Here is a 22,915-nt window from a genome sequence, read left to right as displayed (position 1 = left end):
CCCGAATGTCCAGCAACGGCGAGTCGCCGCTCACCCCCACTATTCCTCCAGAAAAGCCCTTTCGAATGTCTTTTTGTGGGCGCGGGACCGTACCGTAGAAATATGACCCAAGCCGTCGGCATGCAGGCAGCCGCAATCGCAAGCCTCCCACCACTCGGATCTCTGCCCCTGGCACGCGGCACGGCAGACCGCGGCTCAACCTTCCGCATCACCCCTGACCTCTTCGATCAATTGTGGGACCAACCGGAAACCCGCATCCTGCATCTTGCCCGCAGGCGTTCTCCCTTTCGCAACGGCAGGCTCGTGCTGAGCCCTGTTGCGGAAGTGGAGCGTCCGGAGAACCCTGTTTATCTGGGAAGTACGGTGGAAACAACGGCGGACATGCCGGCAGGAACACACATCGTGCTGGTGGAGCATGAAGACGTTCAACCCGCGCTCGCGGCTGACGAGGACTGGATCGGATTGCGTGACGCCGCATCGGATTTGCCGGCACAGGAATCCGGGTTGTTCGTGGAGGCGGTGGCCATCTCCAACTGGCACGCCACCCATACTCACTGCCCCCGCTGCGGACAGCCCACCGAACCGATCGACGGAGGTTGGGTGAGGCGTTGCCCTGCCGATGAAAGCCTGCACTATCCCCGAACTGATCCGGCCATCATCGTCACCGTGACGGACGAGGAAGACCGCCTGCTGCTGGGCTCCTCCGCTGCGTGGCCCCAGAACCGGTTCTCTACGCTCGCAGGTTTCGTCGAGCCAGGGGAATCGCTGGAGGCAGCCGTCGTGCGGGAGGTCGAGGAAGAATCAGGAATAGTTGTTCACTCGCCCACGTACCTCGGCTCCCAGCCCTGGCCGTTCCCTGCGTCCTTGATGCTCGGATTCACGGCGAAGGCAGCACATGCACGTCCGGTGCCTGACGGCGTCGAAATCAGGGACGTGCGCTGGTTCAGCAGGGAAGAACTGTTCGCCGGTCTGAAGGAGGAGCGGTTGTCCGTTGCATCCGGTGCCTCCATTGCACGAGCATTGATTGAACACTGGTACGGCGGTCCTTTGGAGGAAGAGCCATCCGCCGGGAGACCATAGTGGACGGCTCGGTCGAAGAGAAGATCCTCGCCGGTCTGGACAATGAACAGCGGGCGGTGGCCTCCCAACTGAGTGGCCCGCTCTGTGTTCTCGCAGGAGCCGGAACAGGCAAAACACGCGCAATCACGCACCGCATCGCCTACGGCGTACACACAGGCGTGTACAAGCCTCAACAGGTCCTTGCGGTGACTTTCACTGCGAGGGCTGCCGCCGAGATGCGCACCCGGCTCCGCGACCTCGGAGCGCAGGGAGTTCAGGCACGCACTTTTCACGCGGCAGCACTCAGGCAGCTGCAATACTTCTGGCCCCAGGCGGTCGGTGGAACCCTGCCCGCCCTTGTCGACCACAAGGCCCAGCTCATCGCCGAAGCCTCGCGGCGGCTGAGGCTCAGCACCGACCGCGCCACAATCCGCGACCTTGCTGCTGAAATTGAGTGGGCCAAGGTATCCATGCTGACACCGGATACCTATGTCGAGTCCGCGAACGGCCGGGCGGAACCGGCAGGCATGGATGCCACAACTGTGGCCCGGCTGTTCAGTGCCTATGAAGACCTCAAAGTGGACCGCAACGTCATCGATTTCGAGGACGTGCTGCTCATCACCGTCGGCATCCTGCAGGAAGACCCGAAAGTGGCAGCAACAGTGCGCGGGCAGTACCGGCACTTTGTGGTGGACGAATACCAGGACGTTTCGCCGCTTCAGCAGCGGCTCCTGGATCTGTGGCTGGGCGAACGGGAAGAGCTTTGCGTAGTGGGTGACGCCAGCCAGACCATCTACTCGTTTACTGGTGCCACCAGCTCGCACCTCCTGAATTTCACCGGCAGGTACCGGCAGGCAGAAGTCATCAAGCTCGTCCGGGACTACCGATCGACACCACAGGTCGTCAATCTCGCCAACGCACTGCTCGCGGCGCGCACTGCGGAAGCCGGGCGCCGCGGCGGGACGGGCACGTGGGCCACGCCACTTCAACTCATTGCACAGCGCCCGCCCGGCCCGGCTCCTACCTTCACGGAGTGCAGCGATGACGAGGCTGAGGCAGCGGAGGTCGCCCGCCGGATTTCCCGCCTGCTCAGTGACGGCGTGCCCGCGAGCGAAATCGCGATCCTCTACCGGACCAATGGCCAGTCCAGCGCCTATGAGCAGGCGCTCGCCGCCGCGGGAATCGGCTACCAGTTGCGGGGTGCCGAGCGGTTCTTCGCCCGACGTGAAGTGCGCGACAGCCTGCTGCAGCTGCGTGCTGCAGCACGGGTGGCAACAGATGACGACGTCCCTCAGCTGGTCCGCGATGTCCTCGCGTCCCTGGGTTACACCCAAGTTGCACCGCAGAGCTCCGGCGCTGTGCGGGAGAAGTGGGAATCGCTCGCTGCGCTGGTATCGCTTGCCGACGAGCTTCACCAGGCCCGCGCAGCGCAGGGTTTCACGCTGCAGGATTTCGTCGCCGAGCTTGAAGAACGGGCAGCAGCACAACACGCCCCCACGGTTCAGGGCGTAACGCTTGCATCGCTTCACTCGGCGAAAGGCCTTGAGTGGGACGCGGTGTTCCTGGTGGGATTGAGCGAGGGATTGATGCCGATTTCCTTCGCCGACACTCCTGACGCAGTCGACGAGGAACGTCGCCTCCTCTATGTCGGCATCACTCGTGCACGCAAGCACCTTGGCCTGTCCTGGTCCACATCCCGCACCCCGGGCGGCCGCGCGTCACGCAAACCATCCAGGTTCCTGGATGGTCTTCGCCCGGATTCCGGAGGCACGCGTCCATTCCGGCAGCCCATACCCCGCCGGGAGCGGAAGGTATCGGCGCCAGCGCACTGCCGCACGTGCGGGAAGGTGCTGGGTTCTGGGGCAGAACGAAAGATCGGGCGCTGCAGCGACTGCCCGGCGAACTACAGCGAGGAGACGTTTGAAGCACTGCGCCAGTGGCGTCTGAACGCCGCGCGTGAAACTGACGTCCCCGCATTCGTTGTCTTCACGGACGCCACGCTGGTAGCCATTGCAGAAGCCCGCCCTGATTCACTGGAGAAGCTTGCGCAACTCGCGGGGGTGGGGCCGGCCAAATTGGACCGCTACGGAGAGTCGGTGCTGAGTGTCCTCGCGGAAAGAGCCTAGCGGCCCTCAGGATCGATGGGCAGCCGAGGAGGAGAAGCTCCCCATCAGCTCGGATACTGCACCCTATCCGGTGGAAGTGCGCCGCTCGGCCCGTCGCCGCAGAACCGTCAGTGTGGATCTGCGGGACGGAGTTGCGGTCGTTTCGATTCCAGCTACTTTCACCGCCGGACAGGAAAAGCAGTGGGTCGAACGAATGGTTGCCAAACTTCACGCAAAGTCCGTCCAGCCCACGCACTCGGATACCGGGCTGGTCGAGCGCGCTGCAGAATTGTCGGCTCGGTTCCTGGGAGGACGCGCGAGGCCCAACAGCATCCGGTGGGTTACCAACCAGAATTCGCGCTGGGGATCTGCCACTCCGGCTGCCCGGGCCATCAGGCTGTCGCACAAGCTTCAGGGAATGCCGGATTGGGTCATCGACTATGTGATCCTGCATGAGATGGCGCACCTGATCGAGCCTTCACACAACGGGACCTTCTGGGCGCTCCTGGACAATTACCCTCACACTGAAACAGCCAAGGCGTTCCTGCTTGGCGCGGCTTACGCGGCGGACCACGGACTCAGCGGACGCTAGCTCCCACTACCTAGTACCGACAGGACCGCTTGAGGGGCTGACCGGCAAAACCTACCCACTCAACGCGGGTCGTCGTCCTTGTTTGTTGGACCGCCGTCGCCCTCTTCCGAGTCAGTTTCGTCTGTCGTCGCCGGATCCTCGTCAGCAGGGGACTCGAACCCGCCCGCGAGCAGCTTCTCCAGCGCTGCATCCACGTCGGCGTCGGCGGATTCGGCCAGTTGGCGCCTCTTGCTGAAGCCCGCCGGATCATCGAGATCCTCCGGCGTAGGCAGGAGGTCAGGGTGCTGCCAAATTGCATCCCGCCCGTCAATTCCGCGCTCCTGACGCAACTGGTCCCAGAGGGTTGCCGCATCACGGAGACGTCGGGGACGCAACTCGAGACCGACAAGTGACGCAAAGGCGTTTTCTGCCGGTCCGCCCGTTGCCCGGCGGCGCCGAACCACTTCGCGCAACGCGACCGATGAGTCGAGATTGGCGGTAGCGGCCGCGGTGAGCTCATCCACCCAGCCTTCAACAAGCGCGAGCGTGGTTTCCAGCCGGTCGAGTGCGGCGTCCTGCGAGGGTGTGCGCTCGGGCATGAAAACACCCTCGGAAAGGGCGCTCTGCAGTGACTCCGGATTCGACGGGTCTATGTCGCGGGCAACTTCCTCGATCTTCGACATGTCGATATGGATTCCGCGCGCGTAGCTCTCGATTGCGCCGAGCAGGTGTCCGGTCAGCCAGGGCACCTGCGTGAAGAGCCGCACATGGGCAGCTTCCCGAACGGCAAGAAACAGTCGAACATCATATTCGGAGATGTCCAGGCCCTGCCCGAATGCGGCGACGTTGGCAGGGAGCAGCGCCATGCTGTTCTCCGCCAAAGGTATGCCGATGTCCGTGGAACTCACCACGTCGCGGGACAGTGCGCCGACAGCCTGGCCCAACTGCATTCCGAACATCGCGCCACCCATGTTCTGCAGCATGGACGCGGCTCCGCCCATCATGGTTTTCATCTCTTCCGGCATCTGCTCGGTGATCGCGTTGGAAAGGGCGAGGGCGATGCTGGTCGCCACCGGTTCAGTCAGCCGCTTCCAGGTCTCCATTGTTGCCTCGACCCATTCCGCGCGGGACCACGCTTTCCCAAGGAGAGCGGTGGACGGGAAGTCGGTGACTGGATCCAGCCACATTTCTGCCAGCCGCAGTACCTCGTCAACTTCACGCTGGTCCTTGCTGCCCACCGACGGGTCGCCGCCCGTCGCAGCTGCACGGCGCGCCTGATCCCTGGCCATCGTCCAATTCACTGGACCTTCAGACTGTGCGGAGAACATGGCCTGGACCTGCTGCATCATCATCGCCATGGCCTGCGGATCATTGGGAAGACCGGCCGCCTTCGCGATCTCCTGGGGGTTCATGCCCTGCATGTTGCCGCCCATCAAGCGTTCGAGCATCTCGGAAAGCGGATCCTTGGGAGTGTCGTCGTCGTTGTTCGACGGAGTGGAGCTCATCGATACCACCGGTCCTTGATTGAAACTTGGTCGGATTGTGCTCGTATGGTGCTGAATGGAAGCAAACCCCGGCACTTACAGTTGCCGTAGCGAGCTGCAGCACTGGTCAGTCAGGATCTCAAACGTTACCGGCACGTCCCAGACTTGTCCCGCACGTCCTGCGCGAGTTCGCTCTAGGCAAAGCAACGTTTGTTCCGATGCAAAGCGCGCAGAGCGGGCTTGTAGGCTTGGCATGTGAAGCCCTGACCTCCCGTCCGCCGGGGTGACCTGCGGCGCCCCCAATCCAAAGGTGACATCCGTTGACCCAGCCGCTTTCCCAGGACACCAACAGGCCAAAGCATGATGCCGTGAAAAGGGATCCCCGCTTCACCGTCATGGCGGTATCAGGGCTGCTCGCGCTGGGCCTCGGGGCAACGGCTGTTCTGTTGCCGTCTCCCTACGTGGTCGAGTCACCCGGTCCCACTTTCAACACCATCGGGGAGGTTAACGGTGAACCGTTGATCACCGTCGAAGGCAGGGAAACCTTCCCGACGGACGGTGCGCTGGATTTGACCACCGTCTTCGTCGCCGGAGGACCGGGGCAGACAATCAGCGTTTTCGATGCTTTCCGTGCCTGGGCGGATCCCGCACAGGCAGTCACGCCGCGCGAACTGGTCTACCCGCCGGATGTCTCGGAATCGGACATTGAGGAGCAGAACGCGGAGGCTATGACATCCTCGCAGGAATCCGCAGTGGCCGCTGCGCTCGCTCACCTGGAAATTCCGTACGGGGAGACGCTCTCAGTCGTAGGCTTCGCCCCGGACTCGGCCGCTGAAGGCATCCTTCAGGAAGGCGACCAGCTCACCCTCATCGACGGCGAGCCTATCGAGTCGCTGGAGCCGTTGAAGGAAGCCTTGAATGCAGCGGGTGGAAAAAGCGTTGACATCACTGTGGCCCGAAACGGTGAAACGGTGGTGGAGTCCGTGAAGCCGCTGCTGGGGGAGTCCGGCGACTATCAGCTCGGCGTCTTTCTGATGTCCGAGTTCGAGTTCCCCTTCGAGGTGGACATTGCCCTGAACAATGTCGGCGGCCCGTCTGCCGGCATGATGTTCGCCCTCGGGATCGTCGACACCCTGACCGAGGGGCAGCTCACGGGCGGGAGGCACTTCGCCGGAACCGGAACGATCGACTCATCCGGTGCCGTCGGGCCCATTGGAGGCATCCGCCAAAAGCTGGTTGGTGCCAGTGAGTCGGGTGCCGAGGTATTTCTTGCGCCCGCCGCAAACTGCACTGAAGTTGTTGGCCATATTCCCGACGGTCTTCGCGTCATCCGCGTGGAAACCCTGGACGACGCCGTCACCGCCGTCCGGACGCTGGGAGAAGATAACGACGACGGCGCGCAGCTCCCCTCATGTGAGGATCCCGTCTGACAGGCATAGTCGGAATGGACACGATTGCGAAACGATTCCGGGGCGCCGCGGTTCAGGCGGAACTGAATTGTGTGGGCCAGACGTGCACAGGGCAGAATGAACAACAGTGGACCGTGCGCCGCTGCGCATCCAGCACTCCCGTACCCCCAAGGATGAGGTAATAGTGACATCCGGACCTGACCGCCCGTTCGGCAGCAGACCAAGCCAACCATATTCCTCCCCACCCCGGCGGCGTGGGCCGCTGGTACCGACCCTGATCGTTCTCGGTCTGCTCGTCGTCGGCTTCGTGTATTTCTCACAGGTTTATGCCGATGTCCTCTGGTACAACCAGCTGGGCTTCCTCGAAGTATTTGTCACCGAGAACCTCTCGCGGATCGGCCTGTTCGTGGCTGCCTTCCTCATCATGGGCGCAAGCGTTTACTTCAGCTTGCGTATCGCCTACCGTTCACGGCCCATTTACGCTCCCGACAGCAGCGTCCAGGACAACCTGAACCGCTACCAGGCCCAGCTCGAACCGATCCGCAGACTGCTCATGATCGGCATTCCCGTTGTGCTCGGCGCGTTTGCGGGAACCGCAGCGTCTTCACAGTGGGAACGGATGCTCCTGTTCTTCAATTCGGAGCCCTTCGGAGAGACGGACCCGGAATTCGGGCTGGACATCGGGTTCTACGTCTTCACTTTGCCGTTCCTGAGCTTCCTGCTCGGGTTCCTGGTGAGCGTCATCGTCATCAGCGGGATCGCCGGAGTACTGACGCATTACCTGTACGGTGGCATCCGCCTTGAGGAGAAAGGTCTCTTCACGAGCAAGGCAGCCCGGACGCACATCGCGGTACTGGCTGCACTCTTCCTGATCCTGCAGGGCGTCAACTACTGGCTTGACCGCTACTCCACCGTCATCAGCAGCGACGGTAAATGGGCTGGCGCTCTCTACACCGACGTGAACGCAGTCATCCCAACCAAGGCGATTCTTGCCGCCGCCGCCATCATTGTTGCGGTCCTGTTTATCATTTCCGCAGTGATTGGCCGGTGGCGCCTGCCCGTGATCGGTACGGCCATGCTGGTCATCACTGCTATCCTCGCCGGCGGCGTATACCCGTGGGTCATCCAGCGGTTCCAGGTTGTTCCGTCGGAGTTCAGCCGGGAAGAGCCGTTCATTGAGCGCAACATTGAGATGACTCGAGCTGCCTACGGCCTGGACCAGGTGCAGGTCAATGACTATGGGGTTGAGGAAGTTCCCCAGGAGGGAGCGTTGAACGAGGACGGCGAGACAACAGCCAACATCCGCCTTTTGGACCCCAACCTTGTGAGCGACGCTTTCAGCCAGCTCCAGCAGTTCCGCCAGTACTACCAGTTCCCGGAGATCCTGAACGTCGACCGCTACGAGATCGACGGCGAGATCGAGGACACCGTTATTGCAGTCCGCGAACTGAACACCGCGGGTGTTCCGGATGGCTGGATCAACGAGCACGTCTACTACACGCACGGCTACGGCGTGGTTGCAGCAGCCGGTTCAACCGTGGAACCGGACGGGCGCCCCGAGTTCATTCAGTCAGGTATCCCGACCACGGGCCTGCTGGGGGATGAGAGCACGTTTGAGCCGCGCATCTACTTCGGTGAGGAATCACCGGAGTATTCGATCGTCGGTGCTCCAGAGGGAGCCACGCCACTTGAGATCGACCGGCCCCAGACGGAGGAATCCGACCAGGAGGCCCGCAGCACGTTCCTGGGCGACGGCGGCCCGCAGGTGGGAAACTTCTTCAACCGGCTGGTGTATGCACTCAAGTTCCAGTCCACGGATCTACTCCTGTCGGACCAGGTAACGAGCGAATCCCAGATCCTGTATGACCGTGATCCCGTTGAGCGCGTGGAGAAGGTTGCCCCTTACCTCACGCTGGATAGCAACACCTACCCGGCCATCGTTGATGGGCGCGTCAAATGGATCATCGAGGGTTACACCACAACGTCCGACTACCCGTACTCCACTCAGCAGGAACTTCAGTCCGCCACAGTGGATTCCCTGACCGCCGAAGGTGTCGCCACCGCCTTGCCTGCTGAGCAGGTGAACTACATCCGTAACGCGGTGAAAGCCACGGTTGACGCCTACGATGGCTCGGTTGATCTTTACGCCTGGGATGATCAGGACCCCATTCTGAAGGCCTGGCAGAAGGTGTACCCGACGTCGCTGCAACCGTACAGCGAGATGTCGGCTGACCTGATGGCGCACGTACGGTACCCGGAGGACCTCTTCAAGGTCCAACGGGAGCTGCTCGCGCGCTACCACGTGACAGAGACCCAGCCTTTCTACAGCAACAACCAGGCGTGGGCTGTACCGGTTGATCCGACGCTGGAAGAAGGCGAGCAGGACGTCAAGCAGCCTCCGTTCTACCTCTCGCTCCAGATGCCCGATCAGGAGTCGGCCAGCTTCTCACTGACCACTCCGTTCATTCCATTTGTTCCGGAGGGCCAGGAACCGCGCAACATCCTTTACGGCTTCCTTGCAGCGGACGGTGACGCCGGTACCGGTGAACCCGGTGTCAAGGCAGAAACCTATGGAACCCTGCGATTGCTCGATTCGTCCGGTCAGGACTCCGCCGTCGGGCCGGGCCAGGCGGCAAACCTCTTCAACTCGGACACTGAGGTCTCGCAGGAGCTGAACCTGCTGCGCCAGGGCGCCTCCGAAGTGATCAGCGGTAATCTCCTGACGCTGCCCATCGGTGGCGGAATCGCTTACGTGCAGCCGGTGTACGTCCAGTCCTCGGGGGACTCGTCCTTCCCCGTCCTGCGGCGTGTGCTGGTGAGCTTCGGTGATCAGGTCGGCTTTGCGCCCACCCTGGATGAAGCACTGGACCAGGTGTTCCAGGGAGACTCCGGCGCTGTGACCGGAGACAGCGAGAATGTGGGGGAGACCCCTGATCTGCCTGCGCCGCTGGTGGGCTCGGATTCCGGGAACGAATCCCCGGAGGAGCCGACGGAGGAGCCCACCACACCCGCAGAGCCGGGCACGGGTGATCCGGCAGCGGATCTCCGGGCGGCGCTGGAGGAAGCGAACGCGGCAATCCAGGAGGGCCAGACCGCGCTCGCCGAGGGCGACTTCGCTGCCTACGGTGAGGCACAAGAGCGGCTCGACCAGGCACTGCAGCGGGCACTGGATGCCGAAACGCGTTTGTCTGAAGCGTCCGGAGGAGCCACCGAATAATGCATCTGGATCCCGATTTGGGATCCGCCCCCGCGGCGGGTAGAGTAGTAATCACGCCGCGGGGTGGAGCAGTTCGGTAGCTCGCTGGGCTCATAACCCAGAGGTCGCAAGTTCAAATCTTGCCCCCGCAACTAGAAAACGAAGGTCCCGGAAGCTTGGCTTCCGGGACCTTCGTCATTCCCGCATCATTGCGCCCTTTTGCGTGCCCGGCTCACCTACACTATGTCCATGATCGAGCAGGGCGCTGTGGGTGAGGATAAGGAACGCGGGGAGACGGCGCTCCAGCGTGTTGACCGGAACTGGCTTGAGATACTCCAGGAACTTCGTGTACTCCAGACCGGTATCCAGATTCTCACCGGCTTCCTGCTCACACTGCCGTTTCAGTCGCGTTTCACGGAGCTGGACTCATTTCAGATCGCGGTCTATCTCGTGCTCGTCGTGTTGTCCGCCCTGATCACGGCCCTGCTGCTCGGTACTGTGATCCTGCACCGGACCTTCTTCCGGCTGCGCATCAAGGAGGCTTTGGTACGCCATGCCCATCGCATCCTGAGGACCACAATGGTCCTCGTGGCCCTCGTCCTCGTTGGAACAACCGGTCTGGTCTTCGACATCGTGTTGAGCCGGACGGCGGGAACGGTGAGCGCCATCGGTCTGTCCATGACGATTCTGGCGCTGTGGGTGGCCGTACCGCAGGTGCTCAAACGTCGGTCGATGAAGGAAGTCAGTCCTGGCGAAGGTCCTGATACGCATTGAGCGCCCGTTCGCGCGAGACTTTCAGGTCCAGCAGCGGCGGAGGATAGCCGGCCGGTAGATCCGTCCAGGGTTCATGAACTTTATGCGCGGAGCGCAGCTCCGGAATCCATCGACGAAGGTAACCGCCGTCCGGGTCAAACTTCTTGCTCTGCGTGACGGGGTTGAAAATCCGGAAGTAGGGTGCGGCGTCTGCGCCGGAGCCTGCCACCCATTGCCAGTTCGCCGCGTTGTTGGCTGGATCCGCATCCACCAGGGTGTCCCAGAACCACTGTTCGCCCACACGCCAGTCCACCATCATGTTCTTCACAAGGAACGAACCGACCGCCATACGAACCCGATTATGCATCCATCCGGTATGCCAAAGCTGACGCATGCCTGCATCGATCAAAGGGAAACCGGTTCGCCCATACTGCCAGGCATCAAGTTCGTCGGAGTCCGGTTGCTGCCACGGGAAGGCGTCGAATTGCGGTCGGTAGTTCTCTGTGGCCAGACGTGGCTGGTGGTAGAGCAACTGCCAGCAGAACTCACGCCAGCCGAGTTCCTGGGTGAAGATCGCGAGGTCACTGGCGGTCGCGGAGGTGGATGCGGCCCGGGCAGAGTGCCAGACCTGGAATGGGCTGATCTCGCCGAACCTCAGGTGCGGGGAGAGGCGGCTGGTTCCCTCAACGTCAGGCAGCTGGCGGGCATCGGCGTATCCGTCAACTGTGCCGGTCACGAAGCGATCGAGGAGCGCTTGCGCTGTCAGCTCTCCGGGCGTCCACGTCTGTCTGAGGCCACCTGCCCAGTCGAACGTGTCGGGGAGGAGGCGCCACTCGTCGAGGTCCTCCGAGTCGACGTTCGGACCGCGCAGCACTGTCGGTCCATCAAGGGGTTCCCGTGGCGCGGGACGGTTACGGCACGCCCGCCAGAAGGGGGTGAAGACCTTGTACGGGGAGCCGCTGCCCGTCGTGACTTCCCAGGGTTCAAACAACAGGTTCGCCTGAAAGCTGTGCACCTGGTACCCCTCGTCGCTGAGGGAACCCTTGAGTGCAGCGTCAACGTTTCTCTCAGCGAGCACATACCGGCGGTTCCAGAAGACAGCATCCGCCCCGGACTCTTCGATCAGGCGGGGGATCACGTCCGCTGCGGGACCTGATCGGAGCACCAGTGGAATCCCCTGATCCTCGAATGCACTGCGGAGCGAGGACAGCGAGTTGTGGAGCCACCAGCGGCTGGCGCCGCCCAGGGGCCGAATTCCCTCACTCACTTCATCGAGCACATAACAGACGACGACGTCGCCACGCTCTGCAGCAGCGTGCAGGGCAGGATTGTCTGCGATGCGCAGGTCGTCGCGGAGCCACACCAGGGTCAGAGCCATAAAGCCAATCTACCGGCGGCTTGGCGAACTTTTAACGGGAGCAGCGGCGGTTCGAGGCTCGAACCGCCGCCGTATGCCGAGTGGTGAATCAGTATTTCGGGCTGTCCGCACCCTGCTCGATGGCAGAGGGCGCCTCGGCTCCGGAGCCGCCTGATTTCAGGGCGGCGAGGCGTGCCTCGATCTCACTTTGCTCGCCGAGGTCCTCAAGGCTCTCGAACTGGGCGTCAAGGCTCGAATTGGCAAGTTCTGCCTGACCGAGAACGCGAGCCTCTTCACGACGGATCTTCTCCTCGAAACGCCCTACCTCGCTTGTCGGGTCCATGAAGTCGATGCTCTTCATGGCATCATGCACCTGCGCCTGTGCTGCGGCCGTGCGTGAACGCGCAATGAGCTCATCGCGTTTGCTGGTCAGTTCGTTGAGCTTGCCCTTCATCTGGTTCAGCCCGGTCTTGAGCTTTTCCACAATTTCCGTCTGAGACGCGATCGTGGGCTCTGCGCCCTTGGCCTCATTTTCAGCGGTGATCTGACGCTGAATAGCAACCTTGGCCAAATTGTCGAACTTCTCCGCGTCAGGCACATCGCCGGACGAACGGTACTCGTCGGCCTTCTTGGAGGCCGCGAGCGCCTTGTTGCCCCAGTTGCGGGCGTTCTCTCGGTCCTCGTTGTAGTCCTCCTGGAGCATGCGCAGATTACCGATGGTCTGGGCCACCGCGCTTTCGGCTTCGGCGATGCTGTTCGAGTAGTCGCGGACCATCTGGTCCAACATCTTCTGCGGGTCTTCAGCCTGATCCAGCATTGCGTTGATGTTGGCCTTCGCCAGTGTTGCGATACGTCCGAAAATTGATTGCTTTACCATGGGTTACCTTTCGATCTTCCTGAGTAGTTCACTGCCTGTTGAGGTCGCTCACCTAAAAATCTCCGAAGCCGCCCCCGAAGTCACCGAATCCGCCGCCACCGGCATCGAAACCACCGAATCCGCCGCCGCCGAACATGCCGGCGTCACCGCCTCCGCTGAACCCGCCGCCGCCGCCGCCGAAGAATCCTCCGCCGTGCCCGCCTCCGTTGAGGATGGAACCAATGAGGATGCCGCCGAGGAGTGCGCCGCCCATGCCGTCCCCGCGGCCGCCGAACATACCGCCGCCTCCAAAGCCGCCCATACGTCCACCGAAGCCGTCCACATCGCTCTGCGCGATCTGACCGGCCTGTTCGGCCAAAGCGACAGCCTGCTGGGCATGGGAGAGCGCCGTCACCGGGTCATCCGACTGGATGCGCATCGCATAGTCAAGGTTGCGCTCCGCCTCCGCCAACCTAGTCCGGGCTTCACTGCCCACGCCGCCGCGCCGGGCACGAATGTAGTCCGCCGTACCTGAGATCCGTGATTGGGCGGCCATGATGGTGTGCTGCAGGCTTTCGCGTGCCCTGCGGGTCTGTTCTGCCTGATCACGGACTCCGCCGATGGCGGCGTCGAGCTGCGTATGCGCAGTCTCGACTCGCTGGAGGAGCGCCACGGGGTCTATCTTGCCCGACGCGATCTCCCGCTTCACCGATTCCAACGCTGCCGTTGTGCCCGCTACCGGACCGGCGAGTTCAGGGTTGGAGCCGGCAGCAACCATGGCCTGCGCCTGCGCAACGTCCTGGGCCGCATCCGAGACGGCCCTTTCCATTTCGCGTTCGGCAGTGCCCAGTTCCGTGGCACGGCGATCGATGGCTTCCAGCAGGACCTTGGTCTGGTGGACACCTTCTTCGGCGGCTCGGACGGCGACGACGGCGGCACCGGTGTTGCCCTCGGACAGATGCCTTTGTGCTGTGGAAGCGGCATTGTCAACGAACTGCAGCCTTTCGCGCGCCTGGACCACGTTGTCCTCGATTTGCGCGGTCGCCGAGATAGCGTACCGTCCCTGGAGCTCTCGCAACGTACGTTCAGCCGCGTTCAGCCGCGTTCCGACATCGTTCGCGGAAGCCTGTGCATCCGACAGGGCCTGCGGAGCATTGCGTTCCAACTTCCGCAGGGCGTCGAAATCTGCCTTGTGCTCCTGCAGGCTGGCATTAACCGACTCACACCGGCGGATGATGTCACCAAGCCACTTCCGCTGGTCTTCCTCTGTGTCCGGAATGTGGTCATCAAGCTGCTGCTGAAGCTTGAATGACTCGCTCATATGGGCCTTCGCTGCGGTGATATCCGCCGCGAACGGCTTGACTGCTTCATCGCCGTACTGGGCCTGCGCGAACCCGACTTCCTGCTCGCTTGATTTGATGGCGTCGTCCGCTGCTATCAGCAGGCTTCCCGCGCGAAGCCGCAGGTCCTCCACGCTCAGTGAAGCCAACGGATCCAGAACCTGACCGTCGGCCCCGCGGCCGGGTCCGAACTCGATTTCTGAAGGGTGCCGGTTCTGCTCCTGTGCGTCCGGCTTACGGCGCTTTGACCGGAGATAGAAGTATCCACCCACACCAGCCAGGACGAGCAGGCCTCCGATGAAGAGGAACGAACCTCCTCCTCCGTCACTGGACGTTCCGGCAGGGCTGACGGTGCCGCCGTCGAGAACCTGGTCAACCCCGGTGACTGCAGCGACAGCAGCGCCCGTCCAGTCGTCGTTCTCCAATTCCGGTACGGCGAAACTCTGGTAGATCCCGTTCGACTGGTCATCCACAACGCTCGAACTGTCCGCAAGGAGGCCGCCTGTCCGATCGTCGACGCCGATCACAAAGATTGCATCGTCAGCCTGCAAGCTACTGGTCTCGGCAGTGGCTATCGCCCATTGTTTGGCGTCCGACGGGTTGGTGAAGGAGTCAACGTAGGCGACATGCAGGGTGTAGCCGTGCTCAGCCTGCAGCTGTTCGATCGACTGTTCAACCTCTTGCTGTTCGGAATCAGAGAGGACGTCCGCTTGGTCAACCACCGTTTGGGAATTGAAATCAACAGGATCTACGGCATAGGCGGGAGCGGCAACCAAAGGGCTCAGCAGGGCGGCTGTTCCTACACCCGCGGCGGAGCAGATGCGTGCAATGCTCGACTTCATTCACAACCCTTCAGCAGTGTCCGCCGGGCGCTCCGGGAACTGGCGAACAGCCGTTGGCAAGGCACAGATCCCCCGGGTTCGCCTGACTGCGATTCTATGGTGCGCTCTGGGGGCAGTCCACCGGGTGGGCTATGCCGCGAGCGAAACCGCTCCAGGACCTGCACCGTAACCGGCTTTGTCCCATCTGCGGGAGAATGAAGAACGAGGTCGTCCGGTGGGCTCACAGCCGCCGTACAGGCAACGTCAGTCGCGGGTACAGATTGCTTTGCCATAGTTCTAGAAGCATCAGTGAAAGGACAACCGATGACCGAGAACACAACCGGTTCCTACAACGGACCGCTTCCTCCACGGCCAACTAATCCGCCCAGCCACAACCCCAACCTCCCCGCGGCGCAACAGAAGCACCAGCCGATCACCGCACCGACGGCGGACCCATATCATTCGGTCGGGAACGGGCCCGAAACTCACGCAGCCGGCGGGCACCAGCAGGGTGCTTCCTTCGGGTATGGTTCGTATGCGCGGCCAGCGGGCCAAGGGAAGAAGCAGCGTGGGCCCGTGAAGCGCGTTGGATCCGGTACGTTCCTGACCGGGATGCTCGTGGCCGGTCTTCTCGGCGGAGGAGTGGCCGTCGGAGCAGACGCCCTGCTGGAGACGGGCAACCAGGGACCCAACAACGGCACGTCCCAGGCCCAGTCTGTTGTGGTTAATGACACCGAAAGCGTCAACGAGATTACCGGCGCCGCAGCCAAAGCTTCACCGAGCGTCGTCACCATCTCCGTGAACGGCGGCGGGTCAGGCGGGTCAGGTTCAGGGATCATTCTTGACGCTGAGGGCCACATCCTCACCAACACGCACGTCGTCACCCTGGGGGGTCAGGTTGCGGACCCTGCCGTTGAAGTTCGCACGAACGACGGACGGGTATTCCAGGCTCAGATAGTGGGCACTGACCCGCTCTCGGACCTGGCTGTCATCAAGATCGATGCGCCGGACCTTCAGCCGGCCACCCTCGCTGATTCGTCGGAACTGAACGTCGGTGATGTTGCAATAGCAATCGGCGCTCCGCTCGGGCTGAGCGGCACCGTCACGGACGGCATCGTCTCGACGCTCAATCGCACAATCAGCGTGCAGTCGTCGGCCGTTCCTGAAGAACAGTCGGATGCTCCGGAACAGGCTCCGGGAGACGGATTCAACTTCCTCCCGCCTGATGGTTCCCAGGCGCCGCAGCAGGGATCCCAGGGCTCCATCTATCTGAACGTGATCCAGACAGACGCCGCGATCAACCAGGGTAATTCGGGGGGTGCGCTGGTGGATTCGCAGGGTCGGATCATCGGCGTCAATGTCGCGATCGCGTCGGCAGGTTCGGGGGAGAGCGCCGGCAATATCGGCGTCGGTTTCTCCATCCCGATCAACTACGCCCAGCGAGTAGCGGAAGAAATTATCGCCAACGGTGCAGCAACGCACGGCTTCCTCGGCGTGAGCGTCGGTGCAGCGGCATCCGACAGCGCGGCGGGCGCCAGCTCCTTCTCGGTTGGTGCGCAGGTGCAGTCGGTCGAGCCCGGCAGCCCAGCCGAGACCGCAGGCTTCCAGGAAGGGGACGTCATTACCCGGGTGGGTGAATTGCCGATCGAGGACCCGCAGGCCCTGACCGCAGCCGTCCGGATGCTCGCTGAAGGGCAGTCCACGCAGATCGAACTCGTCCGTGGCGAAGAGACCCTGACGCTCGATGTAACGGTTGGTCAGTCGCCGGCCTGACCCGGTGGATTCACGCAGCGGCAGCTCCCTCTCGAGGGGACTGCCGCTGCGTCATATTCCTGCTGTGATCAGGACACCTTTGTGGTTAGCTTGTCTGCGGGCAGCAATGGGCCGAAGGAAAGGCAGCAATGGACGAGGCAATTCCCGCGCTGAATATCGCGGTGTTGGTCAAGCACGTACCGGACACCCAGTTCGACCGTCATCTCGACGGCGAGCACCGCACCACCGATCGCTCCGAGAGTATTCTGTCTGAACTCGACGAGTACGCCCTCGAAGCGGCACTGCAGCTTGTTGAAGCACAGGGCGGAAACGGTCACCGCGTCATGGCGGTCACCATGGGCCCCCCAGCCGCCGTGAACGCCGTGAAAAAGGCACTGCAAATCGGCGCAGACGAGGGCATCCACCTGTGTGATGATGCCCTCGCCGGCTCGGATGCTTCCGGCACCTCACGCGCGCTCGCCGCCGTCGTACGCCATCTGGGCACTGCGGATCTGGTACTGACGGGCATGGCCTCCACAGACGGAGAGACCTCCCTGGTTCCAGCGCAGCTCGCAGAGCTGCTGCAGTTGCCCCAGGTCACCTTCGCGTCCAGCCTTGAGCTCACGCACGACGACGGCGGCCGCCAATTGATCGCCCGCCGGGAAAGCGACAATGTGGCTGAGACGGTCAGGAGTACGCTGCCCGCCGTGGTGTCGGTGACGGACCAGATCAATGAGCCGCGGTACCCGAACTTCAAGGGCATCATGGCAGCCAAGAAAAAACCGATCACCACCCTCACCCTTGCTGACATCGGACTCGATGCTTCCGAGGTTGGATTCAGCGGAGCGTGGACGCGGGTCGAGCAGGCGCAGCAGCGTCCTCCACGCTCGCAGGGCGTCATCATCACCGACGAGGGCGATGCCGGTCGGCGACTGGTTGATTTCCTCGCTGAGCAAAAGCTGCTCTGAGCGCAGCGATCCCAGCCAACCACTTCTCAAGGAGCCTTTGGAATGGCAAATGTCCTCGTTTACATTGACACGCCCGGTGAGCACCTGCACAAGACCGATCGTGAGCTGTTGACCCTTGCTGGAATGCTGGGCGAGCCGGTGGTTGCACTCTGTGGAGTGCTGACGGACGGTGTTTCGGCAGAACTCGGCGCTCACGGAGCCGGCGTGCTGTATCAGCCTGCAGAGGACGGGCTCGGTGACGTGCTCGTGGCGGGCAAGGCGGCTTTTCTGGCAGCCGCAGCGGTGGAGGCGAAAGCTGATGCAGTGCTCCTTGGCAACACGTTCGAAGCCAAGGAGATCGCTGCGCGGGTCGGAATCCGCTTGTCTTCAGGTGTCATCACGGATGCCATCGCAGTGGGCGAGGACTTCAGTGTCACGAAGTCGGTGTTCGCAGGCTCCTACACGGTGAACGCTTCCGTCACCACCGGGTGCCCGATCATCACGGTCAAGGCCAACAGCGTGGAGATCGCAACAGTGCAGGGCGGTTCCAGCCCCGAGGTTCGCCGGGTGCACGTCGCAGTGCCCAGCCACGCAGCACGGATTACGGAACGTTCCGAACGGGCCGTGAGTGGCCGACCGTCGCTGGACGAAGCACGCATCGTGGTGGCAGGGGGCAGGGGAGTGGACGGTAACTTTGGACCGGTCGAGGAACTTGCCGACGCGCTCGGCGGTGCTGTGGGTGCGTCGAGGGCCGCTACGGATGCCGGCTGGATTGATCATTCAGCCCAGATCGGCCAGACGGGCAAGACGGTCTCCCCGCAGCTTTACATCTCCGCGGGCATCTCCGGCGCCATCCAGCAGAAGGCCGGCATGCAGACGGCGAAGGTCATCGTGGCAGTGAACAAGGACCCGGACGCCCCGGTTTTCGACATCGCGGATTTCGGCATCGTGGGTGACCTGTCAACTGTCTTGCCGCAGGCGACGGCAGAGATCAACAACCGCAGGAGCTGAACATGCCAGACGTTCCTGAACGGCCGGAAGACGGGGTAAGCCGGGTTCTCTGTTTCGTAGCGCATCCCGATGACATTGATTTTGGCGCAGCGGGCACCGTGGCTCAGTGGACCGCGGCCGGCGTCGTCGTTGAATACTGCATCATGACCGATGGCGACGCAGGCGGCTTCTCCGATGAGCATCGTCCGGACATAGTTGACCGGCGGCGACAGGAGCAGCGAGCAGCCGCCCGGCTGGTCGGCGTCGAAACGGTGCATTTCCTCGGGTACCGGGACGGCTACCTGGAACCGAGCCTGGAACTGGTGGCCGGCGTCGTGGAGCTCATCCGGAGTGTCAGGCCGCACATCGTGCTGTCCATGCACCCTGAGCGGAACTGGGAGCGCATCCAGAAGAGCCACCCGGACCACCTGGCATGCGGCGAGGCCGTCACCCGCGCGATTTATCCCGCTGTGGAGAATCCCTATGCTTTCCCCGATCTCGCTGCGCGCGGACTGGACGCGTATCGCGTGCCCTGGCTCTGGTTCTTCGGTGGTCCCACGCAGCTCGAAAACCACTTCGTCGATGTGACTGACCATGTGGAAGACAAGATGCGGGCGTTACGTTTCCACGCCAGCCAGCACCCCGACCTTGAGCGGATGGACAACACTGTTCGCGCGTTCCTGACCGCTAATGCACAGCGCGGCGGTCTTGCCGCGGACCGAAGCGCCGAGGTCTTTCAGGTGGTTCCGGTCAACACCGAAGCTACGATCGCCGGGTTCTGACAGGCGCGGGATGGGCAGTCCGGCTGAAGCTCGGAGCCCATCCCAGCGTTCCCTCTCAGGCGTCGAAGGGGATCTGCGCGACGATCGGGAGGGTAGGCGTTTCAGAGCCGCCCTCCGGTTCGACGGTGATTGCGAGGCCGCTGTACGTTCGGATGCCTTCAATTTCGAGCTCGGTGTGCGCAACGTCCTCGCCGGTCATGGTTCCCAGCGATTCCGGCGATGCGCCGTCGGCAGGAAGACGCCACATCTGGTACACCTTGCCCTCCGGTGGGGCCGGTACATCATCGAGGGTCACGACGGCGGCATCCCTCGACTCCGAGAACGCAAGTTCAGCAGTGCCTGTGTCACCGATCGCGATCTGTTCACGTTGGACATCCCCGGCCTGCAGGACCTGCTCCTGGATAGAGGAAGGCTGCAAATTCTGCGCCACGGTCACACCGCCCACCGCCACGACAACCGCAGCCGCTGCTGCAAGCAACCAGCGACCAGCAGGAGACTGGGTTCGGCGGGCGCTACGGCGTGCTGCCAGCTCATCCCCAGCGCCGGTCACGGGGAAAGCCGGTGAAGACACTTCCTCGGCCGGCAAATTCGCGACGATGCGCGCAAAAAGGTCAGCGGGCGGTTCGTCCTCCTGCGTTGCATAAGCCTGCGCCAATGTCTCGCGTGTGGAGCGAACCCGCGCATTGAACGCCTCACGGGTTTCAGGAGAGGCAGCTGAGATGTAGTCCTCGAGTGTGGCGCGCTCCTCTTCGCTCACAGCATCCAGGGCATACATCTCAGCCCACTCGGCGGCCAGGCCGCCGGCCAGGTCCTGCCGAAGATCATCTGCAAACTGCTTGTTCATATCCTTGTCCTGCATCTCAGTTCACCCCCAAACATGTTTTCAACCGGATTAATCCGTCTCTGATTCTCGACTTGATGGTGGGTACCGCCACGCCAAGCTTTTCTGCCACTTCCCGATACGTCAGCCCGCCGTAATAGGCGAGGCGCACCGACTCCTGCTGCGTGCCGGTCAAGGTCTCCAGGCACCGGACCACGGCTTCCGCTTCCAGCCGCTGCGTGACGGTGTCAACGACGTCGTCATGGTCCTTGACCTGCATGGCTGCGCCGTACCGGGCTTCACGGTCAGTGGAACTCTGCTCGGACCGCACCCTGTCCACCGCGCGGCGATGGGCCAGGGTCATAAGCCATGCCATGGGGCTGCCCGCCTCCGCGTTGAACCGGTCCGCCATGTTCCACACCTGCAGGTAGACCTCCTGCGTTGTGTCTTCGCTCAGCTCCGGGTCAATCAGAACGCGCCGGGCCAGTCCATACACCCGACGGGACGTCTGGGCGTAGAACTCCGCGAAGGCGCTCTGGTCCTGCTGGGCGATCCGAGCCAGCAGACCAGCCAGGTCAGGCGCGGCGCCAGAGGACGCGTCGGCCTGATCAGGGTCTGATCGAGCTGGGTTAATCCGGCTCACACGTGGCGTATCCATAGGTTTCAAGCATAAAGCGCCGGAATGGCTATCCCGAACATGATGACCCCGTGCGCGGGTCAGGACATTTCGCCCAACTGTTCCTCCGCCCATGCCCGACCGCCGTTTCTGCAGGTTTCCGTGCCCGATCCGCTACAACTGGTAACACCTCTAGTTCGAAGCGGCTGACGCGGTGGATGGGTCCGGCGGATCAGGCGTTATTCACGGATTGCCACCGCGATCAGGGAGTCGGCATTGAGGGTCGGCTCGTCGCCCAGTTTTTCCATGAAGCGGCTGCGCACTCGCTCCCTGCCCGCTGTATCAGGAGGCAGCAGGAACCGGTAGCCCGTCCCCAGCACCAGGGTCCAGGCAAGGTCAGCGTCCAGGGGGATCTGCAGAGGAGCAGTGTGCACTTCGATTGACCCGAAGCCGACTGTCTCCAGGAAAGAGTACAGCTTCTCGACTGAGGATATTTCGGCCATTTGCCGAAGTGGTGGAGGAACCGGGGCATCGCGCAGGTCAGGCTGTTCTTCGAAGCAGGCCTCCCGCAGCAATGACACAAACGGTTCGTGGGCGCCGTCCTGCCAGGTGCTGATGGCAAGCTTGCCGCCACTGCGCAGTTGGGACGCAAGATGCCGGGCGCCGGCGGCCATGTCCGGGAGGAAGAAGAGCCCGTAGCAGCAGAGCACTGCATCATAGGTCTGTTCAGCGGCCCACACGGAGACATCAGCCTTCGTGAAGTTGACGGAGTCCAGCCCTAAAGCAGAAGCCTTCGCGGCCGCCAGCGCCAGAAGCCCTGAGGACAGATCCACCGCGTCAACTCGCGCGTCAGGGCCCACAACCTGGGCCGCGGGGATGGTGCTCGCTCCGCTTCCGCAGCAGGCATCCAACACGCTCTGGCCGATGTGCAGATCTGCGGCGGCAACCACTGCGTTGCCCATGGTGTTCCAAAGGGCCGGAGCGAAGCGCTCGAAGTGCTCGGCGCCGTCGTCGAACAGGTTAGCTACCGTGGTCACGAACGGCCCTCCATCATGGGTTGTGAAAGTTGGGCGCCCTTGAAGTCCTGCTGGCGCCAGGCCTCGTACACCACGATGGATGCCGAGCTGGCCAGATTGAGCGAACGTCGGGAGGGAAGCATGGGGAGCCGTACCCTCGCGGTGACCGCTTCATGGTTCTTCACTTCGGGAGGCAGGCCCACGGACTCCGGACCGAACAGGAGTACGTCGCCTGGACGGTACTGGATGTCCGAGTACGTGATGGTGCCCTCGGAGGTGTAGGCAAACAGCCGATCAGGCTCCAGAGCAGAGAGCGCGGCGTCCAGGTCAGGGTGCACGGTCAAAACGGCGAGGTCGTGGTAGTCCAGACCCGCCCGCCGCAACTTGGCGTCTTCCAAGTCGAAGCCCAGGGGTTCGATGAGGTGAAGTTCAGCGCCGGTGACCGCGGCCAGACGAATGGCATTCCCGGTATTGCCGGGGATTTCTGGAGTGTGGAAGAGGATGCGGAACACTGTGCAATCCTAGCGCCCGGCAGCGGCGAGCAAGCGTGCGAGCACCGGCACCTGGACTGTATTGGGTTGAGGGCCCTCGGACAGGAAGCGCCGAACCTCCCGAAGCAGTGTTCCGGCGTTGGCAACGTGGACGGAGACGAGAGCCGAACGATCCAGCGAGGGCGGATAGTCCACAATCGGTTCGAACGGGTTGTCCTGCTTGCCGTGCAGAGCCAGCCATCCCCGGACATTGCACTCCGGGAACAGATCCTGAACCTTGCGCACCGTGTCGGTGAGCCGCACATCACCGGCATGGCGGCCGCGATGCCGCAGGCGGTGTCCGTCCCACGAGTAATTCCCCGGCGGCGCCAACAGGGAATCAACGACGGCGATGCGGTAGCCCGCCAGCAGCGCATGGCCGACGTCGGCACCCCCTCCGAACGAAAGCCCGTTGACAAGCCGGACGCCGGGAAAACCGGGAAGGAGGCCGGCCTCCAGGAGGCGGGCCGTCGCCCGCTCACCGTCATAGCGGGCGGTGGTGCCCGGCCGA

Annotated in this window: 18 protein-coding genes, 1 tRNA gene and 1 pseudogene; 11 read left to right on the top strand and 9 right to left on the bottom strand. The window is 62.8% G+C overall.

Annotated elements, in window-relative coordinates:
* Positions 1-102 precede the first annotated feature (102 nt).
* Genes nudC through P4U43_RS04260 form a run of 3 tightly spaced genes read left to right on the top strand, consistent with a single transcriptional unit; the run spans position 103 to position 3,756 of the window.
* Complete coding sequence (nudC, locus tag P4U43_RS04270) at positions 103-1,080, top strand: NAD(+) diphosphatase (RefSeq protein ID WP_277357608.1); 978 nt, start codon at positions 103-105, stop codon at positions 1,078-1,080.
* A complete protein-coding gene (locus tag P4U43_RS04265) occupies positions 1,080-3,185 on the top strand; it encodes an ATP-dependent DNA helicase UvrD2 (RefSeq protein ID WP_277357607.1) in 2,106 nt (701 codons plus the stop codon). The genes nudC and P4U43_RS04265 overlap by 1 nt, the downstream gene beginning before the upstream one ends.
* A complete protein-coding gene (locus P4U43_RS04260) occupies positions 3,163-3,756 on the top strand; it encodes a M48 metallopeptidase family protein (RefSeq protein WP_318533001.1) in 594 nt (197 codons plus the stop codon). The genes P4U43_RS04265 and P4U43_RS04260 overlap by 23 nt, the downstream gene beginning before the upstream one ends.
* Positions 3,757-3,815: 59 nt before the next feature.
* Here the strand turns inward: P4U43_RS04260 and P4U43_RS04255 are convergent, their stop codons facing one another.
* Positions 3,816-5,240: a zinc-dependent metalloprotease gene (locus tag P4U43_RS04255; protein WP_277357606.1), complete on the bottom strand. Its 1,425-nt coding sequence runs from the start codon at positions 5,238-5,240 to the stop codon at positions 3,816-3,818.
* A gap of 347 nt (positions 5,241-5,587) precedes the next feature.
* On the opposite strand from P4U43_RS04255, the gene P4U43_RS04250 reads away from it, so the two are divergent.
* The 4 genes from P4U43_RS04250 to P4U43_RS04235 all read left to right on the top strand — a co-directional run bounded on the left by P4U43_RS04250 (position 5,588) and on the right by P4U43_RS04235 (position 10,598).
* Positions 5,588-6,649, top strand: coding sequence for a YlbL family protein (locus P4U43_RS04250; RefSeq protein WP_277357605.1), 1,062 nt, complete (start codon positions 5,588-5,590; stop codon positions 6,647-6,649).
* 241 nt (positions 6,650-6,890) lie between these two features.
* On the top strand, positions 6,891-9,845 hold the full coding sequence (locus P4U43_RS04245; protein ID WP_277357688.1) for a UPF0182 family membrane protein: 2,955 nt from the start codon (positions 6,891-6,893) through the stop codon (positions 9,843-9,845).
* A gap of 57 nt (positions 9,846-9,902) precedes the next feature.
* Positions 9,903-9,976 (top strand) — tRNA-Met (locus P4U43_RS04240).
* A gap of 97 nt (positions 9,977-10,073) precedes the next feature.
* Positions 10,074-10,598, top strand: a complete 525-nt coding sequence (locus P4U43_RS04235) for a DUF6328 family protein (protein WP_277357604.1) — start codon at positions 10,074-10,076, stop codon at positions 10,596-10,598.
* Here P4U43_RS04235 and P4U43_RS04230 read toward each other — a convergent pair.
* The 3 genes from P4U43_RS04230 to P4U43_RS04220 form a co-directional block, all read right to left on the bottom strand.
* Complete coding sequence (locus P4U43_RS04230) at positions 10,567-11,955, bottom strand: cryptochrome/photolyase family protein (RefSeq protein WP_277357603.1); 1,389 nt, start codon at positions 11,953-11,955, stop codon at positions 10,567-10,569. The two genes, P4U43_RS04235 and P4U43_RS04230, sit on opposite strands and share 32 nt — an antisense overlap.
* Positions 11,956-12,043: 88 nt before the next feature.
* Complete coding sequence (locus P4U43_RS04225) at positions 12,044-12,811, bottom strand: PspA/IM30 family protein (protein ID WP_277357602.1); 768 nt, start codon at positions 12,809-12,811, stop codon at positions 12,044-12,046.
* 52 nt (positions 12,812-12,863) lie between these two features.
* Complete coding sequence (locus P4U43_RS04220) at positions 12,864-14,972, bottom strand: TPM domain-containing protein (RefSeq protein WP_277357601.1); 2,109 nt, start codon at positions 14,970-14,972, stop codon at positions 12,864-12,866.
* A gap of 303 nt (positions 14,973-15,275) precedes the next feature.
* Here P4U43_RS04220 and P4U43_RS04215 point away from each other — a divergent pair, with 303 nt between their 5' ends.
* From P4U43_RS04215 to P4U43_RS04200, 4 genes are all read left to right on the top strand, one after another.
* Positions 15,276-16,724, top strand: coding sequence for a S1C family serine protease (locus P4U43_RS04215; RefSeq protein ID WP_277357600.1), 1,449 nt, complete (start codon positions 15,276-15,278; stop codon positions 16,722-16,724).
* A 128-nt stretch (positions 16,725-16,852) separates the two neighbouring features.
* Positions 16,853-17,671, top strand: coding sequence for an electron transfer flavoprotein subunit beta/FixA family protein (locus P4U43_RS04210; protein ID WP_277357599.1), 819 nt, complete (start codon positions 16,853-16,855; stop codon positions 17,669-17,671).
* 42 nt (positions 17,672-17,713) lie between these two features.
* Positions 17,714-18,661 (top strand): electron transfer flavoprotein subunit alpha/FixB family protein, encoded by a 948-nt coding sequence (locus P4U43_RS04205; protein ID WP_277357598.1) that lies wholly within the window; start codon positions 17,714-17,716, stop codon positions 18,659-18,661.
* Between the two features lie 2 nt (positions 18,662-18,663).
* Entirely contained in the window at positions 18,664-19,422 is a 759-nt protein-coding gene (locus P4U43_RS04200; protein ID WP_277357597.1) for a PIG-L deacetylase family protein, read from the top strand.
* A gap of 55 nt (positions 19,423-19,477) precedes the next feature.
* On the opposite strand, the gene P4U43_RS04195 is transcribed toward P4U43_RS04200, so the two are convergent.
* From P4U43_RS04195 to P4U43_RS04175, 5 genes and pseudogenes are all read right to left on the bottom strand, one after another.
* On the bottom strand, positions 19,478-20,266 hold the full coding sequence (locus P4U43_RS04195) for an anti-sigma factor (RefSeq protein WP_277357596.1): 789 nt from the start codon (positions 20,264-20,266) through the stop codon (positions 19,478-19,480).
* Between the two features lie 16 nt (positions 20,267-20,282).
* Positions 20,283-20,900 carry an ECF RNA polymerase sigma factor SigK gene (sigK, locus tag P4U43_RS04190; protein WP_404800699.1) on the bottom strand — a complete coding sequence of 206 codons (618 nt, stop codon included), beginning with the start codon at positions 20,898-20,900 and terminating at the stop codon, positions 20,283-20,285.
* Between the two features lie 197 nt (positions 20,901-21,097).
* On the bottom strand, positions 21,098-21,895 hold the full coding sequence (locus P4U43_RS04185) for a class I SAM-dependent methyltransferase (protein ID WP_277357594.1): 798 nt from the start codon (positions 21,893-21,895) through the stop codon (positions 21,098-21,100).
* Complete coding sequence (locus P4U43_RS04180; RefSeq protein WP_277357593.1) at positions 21,892-22,386, bottom strand: tRNA (cytidine(34)-2'-O)-methyltransferase; 495 nt, start codon at positions 22,384-22,386, stop codon at positions 21,892-21,894. The genes P4U43_RS04185 and P4U43_RS04180 overlap by 4 nt, the downstream gene beginning before the upstream one ends.
* Positions 22,387-22,395: 9 nt before the next feature.
* Positions 22,396-22,915, bottom strand: a pseudogene (locus P4U43_RS04175) (molecular chaperone DnaJ); the annotation flags it as partial.

This window comes from Arthrobacter vasquezii, from assembly GCF_029455255.1.
GTDB classification, from domain to species: Bacteria; Actinomycetota; Actinomycetes; order Actinomycetales; family Micrococcaceae; genus Arthrobacter_D; species Arthrobacter_D parietis.
Note: the sequence above shows the minus strand (reverse complement) of the source record. Positions and strands in the feature narration are given on the sequence as shown.

What these genes read in the sequence shown, in the direction of transcription:
- nudC (WP_277357608.1), top strand. Translation starts at nt 103, where the DNA reads ATGACCCAAGCCGTCGGCATGCAGGCAGCCGCAATCGCAAGCCTCCCA.
- P4U43_RS04255 (WP_277357606.1), bottom strand. Translation starts at nt 5,240, where the DNA reads ATGAGCTCCACTCCGTCGAACAACGACGACGACACTCCCAAGGATCCG.
- P4U43_RS04235 (WP_277357604.1), top strand. Translation starts at nt 10,074, where the DNA reads ATGATCGAGCAGGGCGCTGTGGGTGAGGATAAGGAACGCGGGGAGACG.
- P4U43_RS04230 (WP_277357603.1), bottom strand. Translation starts at nt 11,955, where the DNA reads ATGGCTCTGACCCTGGTGTGGCTCCGCGACGACCTGCGCATCGCAGAC.
- P4U43_RS04225 (WP_277357602.1), bottom strand. Translation starts at nt 12,811, where the DNA reads ATGGTAAAGCAATCAATTTTCGGACGTATCGCAACACTGGCGAAGGCC.
- P4U43_RS04220 (WP_277357601.1), bottom strand. Translation starts at nt 14,972, where the DNA reads ATGAAGTCGAGCATTGCACGCATCTGCTCCGCCGCGGGTGTAGGAACA.
- P4U43_RS04215 (WP_277357600.1), top strand. Translation starts at nt 15,276, where the DNA reads ATGACCGAGAACACAACCGGTTCCTACAACGGACCGCTTCCTCCACGG.
- P4U43_RS04210 (WP_277357599.1), top strand. Translation starts at nt 16,853, where the DNA reads ATGGACGAGGCAATTCCCGCGCTGAATATCGCGGTGTTGGTCAAGCAC.
- P4U43_RS04205 (WP_277357598.1), top strand. Translation starts at nt 17,714, where the DNA reads ATGGCAAATGTCCTCGTTTACATTGACACGCCCGGTGAGCACCTGCAC.
- P4U43_RS04200 (WP_277357597.1), top strand. Translation starts at nt 18,664, where the DNA reads ATGCCAGACGTTCCTGAACGGCCGGAAGACGGGGTAAGCCGGGTTCTC.
- P4U43_RS04195 (WP_277357596.1), bottom strand. Translation starts at nt 20,266, where the DNA reads ATGAACAAGCAGTTTGCAGATGATCTTCGGCAGGACCTGGCCGGCGGC.
- sigK (WP_404800699.1), bottom strand. Translation starts at nt 20,900, where the DNA reads ATGGATACGCCACGTGTGAGCCGGATTAACCCAGCTCGATCAGACCCT.